This window comes from Nevskia soli (genome assembly GCF_903970205.1).
GTDB lineage: Bacteria > Acidobacteriota > Terriglobia > Bryobacterales > Bryobacteraceae > Bog-113.
Genome location: NZ_CAJCHS010000074.1, coordinates 1 through 8,540, shown reverse-complemented (window position 1 = coordinate 8,540; position 8,540 = coordinate 1). Strand labels below are relative to the sequence as shown.

12 protein-coding genes and 1 tRNA gene are annotated in these 8,540 nt (G+C 59.5%); 8 read left to right on the top strand and 5 right to left on the bottom strand.

The window, feature by feature from the left end; all coding sequences use genetic code 11:
• Position 1 precedes the first annotated feature (1 nt).
• The 4 genes from H1Y01_RS03740 (at position 2) to H1Y01_RS03725 (ending at position 2,731) form a co-directional block, all read left to right on the top strand.
• A complete protein-coding gene (locus tag H1Y01_RS03740) occupies positions 2 to 1,420 on the top strand; it encodes a phytoene desaturase family protein (protein WP_180538912.1) in 1,419 nt (472 codons plus the stop codon).
• Between the two features lie 241 nt (positions 1,421 to 1,661).
• Positions 1,662 to 2,126: a hypothetical protein gene (locus tag H1Y01_RS03735; RefSeq protein ID WP_180538910.1), complete on the top strand. Its 465-nt coding sequence runs from the start codon at positions 1,662 to 1,664 to the stop codon at positions 2,124 to 2,126.
• 44 nt (positions 2,127 to 2,170) lie between these two features.
• Positions 2,171 to 2,260: transfer RNA gene (locus tag H1Y01_RS03730), tRNA-Ser, on the top strand.
• Positions 2,261 to 2,344: 84 nt separating this feature from the next.
• Positions 2,345 to 2,731, top strand: a complete 387-nt coding sequence (locus H1Y01_RS03725) for a hypothetical protein (RefSeq protein WP_180538908.1) — start codon at positions 2,345 to 2,347, stop codon at positions 2,729 to 2,731.
• Here the strand turns inward: H1Y01_RS03725 and H1Y01_RS03720 are convergent.
• Both H1Y01_RS03720 and H1Y01_RS03715 read right to left on the bottom strand, forming a co-directional pair.
• Positions 2,715 to 3,035, bottom strand: coding sequence for a type II toxin-antitoxin system RelE/ParE family toxin (locus H1Y01_RS03720; protein WP_180538906.1), 321 nt, complete (start codon positions 3,033 to 3,035; stop codon positions 2,715 to 2,717). The genes H1Y01_RS03725 and H1Y01_RS03720 overlap by 17 nt on opposite strands.
• A complete protein-coding gene (locus H1Y01_RS03715; RefSeq protein ID WP_180538904.1) occupies positions 3,032 to 3,193 on the bottom strand; it encodes a hypothetical protein in 162 nt (53 codons plus the stop codon). Before H1Y01_RS03715 ends, H1Y01_RS03720 begins: the two co-directional genes overlap by 4 nt.
• A gap of 150 nt (positions 3,194 to 3,343) precedes the next feature.
• On the opposite strand from H1Y01_RS03715, the gene H1Y01_RS03710 reads away from it, so the two are divergent.
• From H1Y01_RS03710 to H1Y01_RS03700, 3 genes are all read left to right on the top strand, one after another.
• The gene (locus tag H1Y01_RS03710; protein WP_180538902.1) at positions 3,344 to 3,649 is read left to right on the top strand and encodes a hypothetical protein; all 306 of its coding nucleotides are present in this window, start codon (positions 3,344 to 3,346) and stop codon (positions 3,647 to 3,649) included.
• A 78-nt stretch (positions 3,650 to 3,727) separates the two neighbouring features.
• On the top strand, positions 3,728 to 6,463 hold the full coding sequence (locus H1Y01_RS03705) for an SBBP repeat-containing protein (RefSeq protein WP_180538900.1): 2,736 nt from the start codon (positions 3,728 to 3,730) through the stop codon (positions 6,461 to 6,463).
• Between the two features lie 34 nt (positions 6,464 to 6,497).
• Positions 6,498 to 6,824, top strand: a complete 327-nt coding sequence (locus H1Y01_RS03700; RefSeq protein WP_180538898.1) for an RNA chaperone Hfq — start codon at positions 6,498 to 6,500, stop codon at positions 6,822 to 6,824.
• Here H1Y01_RS03700 and H1Y01_RS19685 read toward each other — a convergent pair.
• Entirely contained in the window at positions 6,793 to 7,296 is a 504-nt protein-coding gene (locus tag H1Y01_RS19685) for an acyl-CoA thioesterase (RefSeq protein ID WP_180538896.1), read from the bottom strand. The two genes, H1Y01_RS03700 and H1Y01_RS19685, sit on opposite strands and share 32 nt — an antisense overlap.
• 162 nt (positions 7,297 to 7,458) lie before the next feature.
• Between H1Y01_RS19685 and H1Y01_RS03690 the strand changes: the two genes are divergently transcribed.
• On the top strand, positions 7,459 to 7,770 hold the full coding sequence (locus H1Y01_RS03690) for a hypothetical protein (RefSeq protein ID WP_180538894.1): 312 nt from the start codon (positions 7,459 to 7,461) through the stop codon (positions 7,768 to 7,770).
• On the opposite strand, the gene H1Y01_RS03685 is transcribed toward H1Y01_RS03690, so the two are convergent.
• On the bottom strand, positions 7,700 to 8,224 hold the full coding sequence (locus tag H1Y01_RS03685; RefSeq protein WP_180538892.1) for a methyltransferase family protein: 525 nt from the start codon (positions 8,222 to 8,224) through the stop codon (positions 7,700 to 7,702). The two genes, H1Y01_RS03690 and H1Y01_RS03685, sit on opposite strands and share 71 nt — an antisense overlap.
• A gap of 34 nt (positions 8,225 to 8,258) precedes the next feature.
• Positions 8,259 to 8,540 (bottom strand): DUF3291 domain-containing protein (locus H1Y01_RS03680; protein WP_180538890.1); only part of this gene is annotated, 282 nt, incomplete at its 5' end.

Genomic DNA, 8,540 nt, shown 5'->3' with positions numbered 1-8,540 from the left:
GATGGCTGTAAAGTCCGCATACGTCATCGGCTCGGGTCCCAATGGATTAACGGCCGCGATCCTGCTGCAGCGCGCCGGTTTCGCCACGACCATTCTGGAAGCGCAGCCGGAAATCGGCGGCGGCATGCGATCGGCCGAGCTAACGTTGCCCGGCTTCACGCACGATATCTGCTCGGCGATTCATCCTTTGGCCGCAAGTTCGCCGGTGTTCAAGACCTTCCCGCTGAAGCAGCACGGACTGGAATGGATCCATCCCGCCGCGCCCCTCGCGCACCCGCTTCTCAACGGCGATGCCGCGGTCCTTTTCAAGTCCGTCGAGAAGACGGCGGAACTGCTGGGCGAAGACGGACCGGCTTATCGCCGCGCGGTCGGTTCGCTCCCCGAACACTGGGAAGAATTGATGCGGATGCTCTTCGCGCCGATCCTTCGAGTACCTCGTAATCCGTTATTGCTGGCCCGCTTTGGACTCATCGCGTCATTACCGGCGCTACTTACCGCCAAGACTTTCTTCCGGACCGAACGCGCCCGTGTACTCTACGCCGGGATGGCAGCGCATTCGATCCTGCCGCTAACTTCGCCGGTCTCCGGCGCTTTCGGATGGGTACTCGGACTGGCTGGACACGGCGTCGGATGGCCGATGGCGAAGGGGGGATCGCAATCGATTGCGAATGCGTTGGCCTCGTACTTCGAGTCCCTGGGCGGCCGAATCGCGATCAACACGCGCGTAGACTCAATTCGCCAGTTGCGCGATGCCGACTTACTACTCTGCGACATAACTCCGCGCCAGCTGCTGCACATCGCCGGAGATGAACTTCCGGCAAGCTATCGTCGTAAGTTGGAGAAGTATCACTACGGTCCCGGGGCGTTCAAAGTAGACTACGCACTTAGCGCGCCCATCCCATGGCGATCGCCGGACTGCGCGCTGGCCGGCACCGTTCATCTCGGAGCATCCTTAGAGGAGATTGCGCAGTCGGAACGCGAGAACTGGGATGGCATCGCGCCCGATCGGCCCTTCGTCTTACTCGCCCAGCAAAGCTTGTTCGACTCGTCGCGCGCGCCGGCAGGCCAACATACCGCCTGGGCCTACTGCCACGTGCCGAACGGATCGACGGTCGACATGACGCCGCGCATCGAAGCCCAGATTGAACGCTTCGCCCCCGGATTCAGCCGGACAATCCTGGCTCGCAGCGTACGACCACCCGGCGTGATGGAAGAACACGACGCCAACTTAGTGGGTGGAGATATCAACGGTGGATCGATGGACGTAAACCAGTTCATCGCGCGCCCTACGAGATCGCTCTATCATACGCCGAGGAAAGGCCTCTACTTATGCTCGTCCTCAACCCCGCCGGGCGGCGGCGTGCATGGGTTGTGCGGCTACTTCGCGGCGAAGTTGGCGATCGCAGAAATCAACGACTAGAGCCTGCCTTGGTGTGCGTGCAGGCCCGCGACCCCGGAAGTCCCGTGTGGTGCCGGGAGGCGTTTTACGCGCGCGTTCCCACCGAAGGAAGGATCGCCGAGGACGAACGTCCTATACTCGAAGCGGAAACGCCTGAGGTGCGCCTTGGCCCCGCGGCTTAACGAAGATTAACTAGCCCTCCGGGTAACGGAAGCCGCAGCGGGTCGTCTTTACAGTCAGATTCCGAGAAAGGGAACCGAAAATGAACAAGAAACTAGCAACGCTCGCCCTCACCGTCGCGCTCAGCGGCTTCGGCAGTGCGGTAGCCTTCGCGCAGGATGATGCGCAGGGGCAGCAACCGCCGATGGGAGCCGGACAGGGCGGCGGCCGCCGCTGGGCGCCCCAAGATCCCGATACGCAAGTGAAGCACATGCAGGCCCAACTGGGCCTGAGTGCCGACCAGGTGAACCAGCTCCGCCCGATTCTGGCGGAAGCCCGCAGTCAGCAGATGGCTATCCGTCAAGATAGTTCGCTGGCCGGTCAGGATCGCATGGCCAAGATGCAGAGCATTCGTCAGGATACCGACGCCAAGGTGATGGCCGTACTGAATCCCGACCAACAGACGAAATACAAAGCCATGCGCGCGCAGATGATGCAGCGGCGTGGTCCGGGCGGACCGGGCGGTCCTCCGGCAGGGCAGGACGCTCCTACAGCGCCTCCGCAGTAAACCCTTCGTAGTCACTCTGTTCGGTATCCGCTAGAATAGCTGTCGGAGGAATGGCCGAGTGGTTGAAGGCGGCGGTCTTGAAAACCGTTAGCGGGGTAACTCGCTCGGGGGTTCGAATCCCTCTTCCTCCGCCAGGTTAAGTGACTGATAGCGCGTAGCCTGCGCGGATCATCTTCCAACTGCAGCGAGTTAGCGGCTACACTCGGCTCATTCGTGATGTGTACGCGCATCTTGACGCCCCATGGAGGCCGCGGGACATCGAGCAGCGCGAGGGAAGAATTCTCCGGCAGGGCAATGATAATCCAGAAATCCAGATCCATCGCTATGTCACCGAAGGATCATTCGACGCCTATATGTGGCAGGTGCTTGAGACCAAAGCCCGCTTCATCAATCGGGTCATGAATGGCAGCGTCACCGCGCGCCAGGCGGAAGACCTCGAAGGCGGAGCACTAACATACGCCGACTACCGCACCCAGCTTGGAAAGCCATTCGAGCCCTATGCCAGCGATGAATATCTCAGCACGCAGTACATCAAGGAACGCAGGAGGCGGGGTGACGCGAAGCGGGGGATATTCGAATACCGGATACTCAGGAAGGATCAATAGGCCTGACACCGAGCGCACGTTCTTTCGCAAGAATTGGGTTGCGCTTCGAATGGAGACAGCCAATGACAATACTTTCATCGGGCTCGACCATGAAGTAGAGCGCATCCTGAAAACGTGGAACCAGACACCGCCTCGCGCCGCCGACACCAGCGGCGTAGCCAAGCGGATTGATCGCGATGCTTTGAACAGCCTCTTTTACCCGGCCCAGAAACTTCTCGCCAAGCCCTTCAGAACGCTTTTCATACCAAGCAGCGGCCCGCTCGATTTCCGTCTCGGCCCGTCTGGTGAAGCGAACCGGCTTCAATGCGGAACAGGGTGTTTGAGGTTGCGCTGCATTTTCGCCAGCGCTTCGAGAGCGTCCACGGTGTCCTTTTTGTCGTCTTCATACGTCGCCAGATGATCGGTGACGAATTCGACCTCTTCTGCAGGCGTTGTGCCGGGGCGGACTGGTGTGGTGCTCATGCCTTCATGTTACGCCCATTGGCATTCGTGATGTGTACGCGCGCCACCAGCCACAATGCCGATATGCGTCCCCGACGATGAACACCCCAAGGGACTGCAACCGAGACTCGTTTTCGGCTGAGGGTGCCCGATCGATGCGAAACGGAGCGATTGTCGTCGGCTGCGCATGAGGCGCTAACAACGGCGACCACCGGCGGCGACCTCATCCATATTCCGTCGATCGGCCTGGTTGAACGGACTTACCTTGGCGAGAAGGGCCGATTGCCTTCCGCTGCGCGTGAGGCGCTGATCGAGGCGTTGGACGATCCCGCGGGTCCATGTGTGCTCGTTCCGTTCGACCGGCTCGTGGCAGAGGCGCTGCAGCTCGAGGTCAATCCGCTGGTGAATGATCTCCGTGGATACTCAGCATCGAGTTCTGCGCTGCAGGCCGGCAAGGTACTTAACAATCTTTATTAGCGCAGACGCATTTCGGGGTGCCGAATTCGCCATTCCGACGCGTCATTTCTGCAAGGGCCGAAGAATGAGATTGGCAGAATGAGAGAAGTGCCGTATTTAAGACTAACGGTGGCCTATCTGTTTTCCTCCGTGTTAGCCGGAGCGGAAACCGCGCCGGTCCACCAGATCCCCTCATTTCCAATCGGTTTCGAGCCTTCGGGCGATCTTTACCAGGCTCGGCATTTCGGGAGCGCGATCCAGATCAGCCCCGGTGTGGCTTCCGTTATCACGCGTTCGGCCACCGTCCGGTTCCGGGCCGTCGATGCGAACCCGGAATCATCCTTAACGGCCGAGGGGGATGCCGGCACGTTGAGCGAAATGGTGGGTTCCGATCGAAGTCAGTGGCGCATGGACGTGCCGCTGTTCGCGCGAGTCCGGAATGCCGGAGTTTACCCCGGTATCGAGCTCGACTGGCACGGACAGGCAGGGCGGCTCGAATACGACTTTCAGATTGCCCCGCGTTCCGATCCGCAACAGATCGCCATACGAATCGAGGGAGCGAGCGGCGTAAAGCAAGACTCCGCCGGCGATCTTGTCATTGCAACCGCAGATGGCCGGTGGACACAACACAAGCCGGTCGCGTACCAGATGATCAATGGCGCGCGACGGGAGATTTCCAGCCGGACGGTACTCAACGGGAATACGATCCGGTTTGCACTTGGCGTTTACGACCCGTCCTTGCCGCTGACCATCGATCCCGCGTTGGTCTATTCGACTTACCTGGGCGGCGCCAACACCGATGAAGCGCACGCCATAGGTATCGACGGCCGGGGCGACACGTTTGTCGCCGGATTGACTTACTCGACTAAGATTGGCAACTCGAATGTGTTTGTGGTTGCCGTTCCTCCGAGTGGCGTGCCGACTGTCATCGTCATCGGGGGAACTTTGGGTAATGACTTGGCCAATGGCATCGCGGTGGACGCCGCGGGCGATTTCTTCGTTGTCGGTAGTACGACGTCGACTGATTTTCCCGTCATCGAAGTGGGTACGGGCATCAACATACAAACCACGGAGTTCGGACTGCAAAAGGCGATCGCCCTGGGCTTTCAAGCGGGCGTGACCACGCCGGTCTGGAGCGAGTATTTCGGCGGCAGCGCGAGCGATGAGGCGCTCGGAATCGCGCTCGGTCCGAATGATCTCCTCTATATAGTCGGCGACACCGACTCGACGGATTTCTTGAACTACACCTCCGACGGAGCATTGATCAATGCGAATGATCTGCAGGATTACAACGGCGGCGGCTACGATGGGTATCTAGTCTCGATGGATACGAACGGAGCCTTCAGCTTCGCCACTTACATGGGAGGACCCGGCAATGACTACTCGAATGCCGTGGCGGTAAATTCGAACTCCCAAATTTTCGTCGTTGGCTCAACCACGTCGACGAACTTCAACACCACCAACGCTTTCCAGGAGGGATTGGGAGGCGGGGAAGACGCATTTGCGACGTCGTTTTCTTACGATACTTCCACGGGGGCCAGCACCTTCTACTTCATCACTTACATAGGCGGTTCCAGCGATGATGTGGCCAATGCGGTTGCGCTCGATACCGACGATAACGTCTATATCGCGGGCACAACAGGCTCGACGGATTTCCCGGTAAGTGATTTCGCATATCAAACGATCTATCAGGGAGGGACCTCGGATGGCTTCGTCTTTGTTTTGTCCAGCAACCCCGCCGAAGGTGTCTGGAGCAGTTACCTCGGCACGGGCACAGCGGACGTTTTGAACGCGATCGCTCTCGACGCATCCGGAGACATATTTGTCACCGGTAGCACCGATAGTATCGTTTTCCCCGTCACCTCTGATGCTGTCCAATCAACAAACGGTGGCGGACTGGATGTCATCATTTCCGAATTCAACAATGCCGGAACGTCGCTTCTGTTCTCCACTTACCTGGGCGGAAGCGGAGACGACGTTGGCCGCGGCATAGCCGTCGATACTTCCGGAAACATCTATGTGGACGGAATCACGGCCTCTTCGAGCAACGACTTTCCAGTTACCGCCGCCACGGACCACCAGGCCTATGGGGGCGGCTCTTCGGACGCGTTTCTTTCCATCCTCGGCTGCACGGGCGCGGCGCCGGCGGTCGCTTCCGGCGGCGTGACGAACGCGGCCAGTTATCTGGCGACGGCCGTTGCTCCCGGCGGGATCATCTCGATCTTCGGAACGGATTTCGCCTGCAGTTCAGCGGGCGCATCTACCGTTCCGCTTACGACCTCTCTATCCGGAGTTACCGTCAAAGTAAACGGCACGGCGATCCCGCTCTATTACGCGGGGGCGACCCAGATCAACGCGCAGTTGCCGTATGAGACACCGGCCGGCTCCGCTACCATGACCGTCACCAACGCATACGGCACTTCGGCCGCCGCCACCTTCAATGTCGTGGAAACCGGGCCGGGAACTTTCGTGGCCGGAACGCAGGCTGCGGCGCTGAATTACCCGGCGTACACCGTCAATAGCACCTCGAATGGCGCGGAACCGGGATCTGTGGTGATCGTGTACCTTACCGGTCTCGGGCCGGTTAGCCCGGCGATCGCCGACGGGGCCGCGGCGCCTGCGTCTCCGCTCAGTCTCCCAACAGCAACGCCGGTTTCCGCCACGATCAACGGCCAGGCGATGACAATCGATTTCCTGGGGATGGCGCCGGGTTATGTCGGGTTAGGGCAGGCAAACCTCGTCATTCCGGCGGGAATGGCCGCCGGAACGTATCCGGTTTTGATCACAATCGGAACGGTGACGAGCCAAGCTGCGAATATAACCGTCTCCAACTAATAAGGTTGCCTTGCCGCAAACCAATGTGATATCAATGATCGGAAAGGCCCCCGTGGAGTCCGCCAACCGCAAGCTCAATCGCCCTTTCACTGAGATGAAGGAACCGACCGCTATTCCACGTAAAGCCGCGGCCCAGAAGAAGCCCATCCCGCCGGACCAGACCAACGCGGAGAACTTCTACTACCTCAAGCAGATGCAGACAAAGACGCCGATGGTGTTCGTGCTGCACGATGGCGAGAAGCTGCGCGGCGTGATCGAGTGGTACGACAAGATTTGTCTGAAGATCAATCGCGACGGCGAGCCGAATCTGCTGCTGTTCAAGCCCAACATCAAGTACATGTATAAGGACGAGGCGGGCTAGCGTGCTGGCGCTTCCGTAGCGCGAGCCGGTATTCGCGGCGTTCGCCGGCTTGTTCATAGCGCCGCTTTTCGTCGTCCGTTTCAGGGATGATCGCGGGCACATGGACCGGAACGGAGTGGATATCCACCGCGACGAAGGTCAGGTACGCCGAGCAGGTGTGCCATATTTCACCGCGGATCAGATCTTCGACAAACACCTTGACGCCGACTTCCATCGACGTTCGGAACGCGCGGTTGACGGCCGAGGAGAGACGCACCCATTGGCCGATCCGCACCGGCCTCAGGAAGTTCATATGATCGACGCTGGCGGTCACGACCGGCGTCCGCGAGTGGCGCATGGCGGCCATGGCTCCGGCGAGATCGACGAGGTGCATCACTTTGCCGCCCAGGAGATTGCCCAGGCCGTTCGCGTCGTTGGGCAGCGCGAGCTCAGAATATTCCGAGTACGATTCCCTGACGTACTTTCCATCCATCGTTCAAGTCTATGGCAGGCCTAAAAACATCCAGCCAAAACCATTAGCCGCGGATGCACGCGGATGAACAGGATAAAAACGATCGCGCCTCAACCGGAGTCCTTCACTCTGAGCCCGACCGAAAGGGAGGGTCGCCCGCGCTTCCGTCTACACTGGAGCGTGATGCCATCGAAACGCGAGGAAGCACTCAAATCCATGCTGGAGCAAGACCCCAGCAACTCGTTTGCGCGCTATGGATTAGCGATGGAGTACGTAAATTCAACCCAACTCGAGGCTGCGATGACCGAGTTCACAGCGCTGCTGGCCCACACTCCGGACTATGTGGCCGGATACTTCCACGGCGGCCAGACGCTGGAGAAACTCGGCCGGAAACCGGAGGCCCGCGAGCTGTACGAGCGCGGTCTTACGGCGTGCGAGCGCGTGGGGGATGGGCACTCGGCGTCGGAGATTCGCGCGGCTCTCGATATGCTTTGAGGCGCGGTATCCATCTGCGGACGTTGCGACAGTATTCCTCGTACGACGCGCCGTACTTCTTGCGGAGCGTCGGCTCCTCGTAGAACAGCACGAACAACTCGAACCCGACCGTAACGATTCCGAGATAGATCCATAGAGACTCACTGCGGAAGAGCACGCATTGTCCGGCGATCAGGACCAACACCCCGATGTACATGGGGTTTCTTACGTATCGATAAAAGCCGGTGGCGACTAATACTTCCGTCGGATGGCTCGGCGATGCCGTTCCTTGTCCAGCCCAGAAGAATCGGGCGATGGATTCGCCCAGCGGCAACAAGCCCACCGCAAAGAGTATGCAGGCAATGGCGCGTAACGGCCAACTCCCGGGTGGAATCTGCCAGCGGGTGATCCATGCCGGCACATAGACGATAAGTATCCCCGGACCTCCAAATACGACGAAGGCCAGAGTTACCAATAGATTCCTGGACTGCCTCGCGGTCAAGCTGGAACTAAGTCGCCCGCCGGCGCAGGGTAAGGCTCGTTGAACCAGAACGCCTCGGCCGTGGAGCCATTTCGCTGGTAATCCACAGGCAATAGTGCGGCAGGTCCATCTTCTGGAACCATTTCCTGCGGTCGCGGAAAACTCGAATGTGCTGCGACCTGTAAGTGAAGGCTTGCAGGTCTTCGATCGACTCCCAGACCGACAGGTTGGAGATCATGAACGGGTCGTCGTTATACGGAATATCGGTTGCGTTTCCTTGCTCGGATTGCATCCGCCAGATGAACCCCGG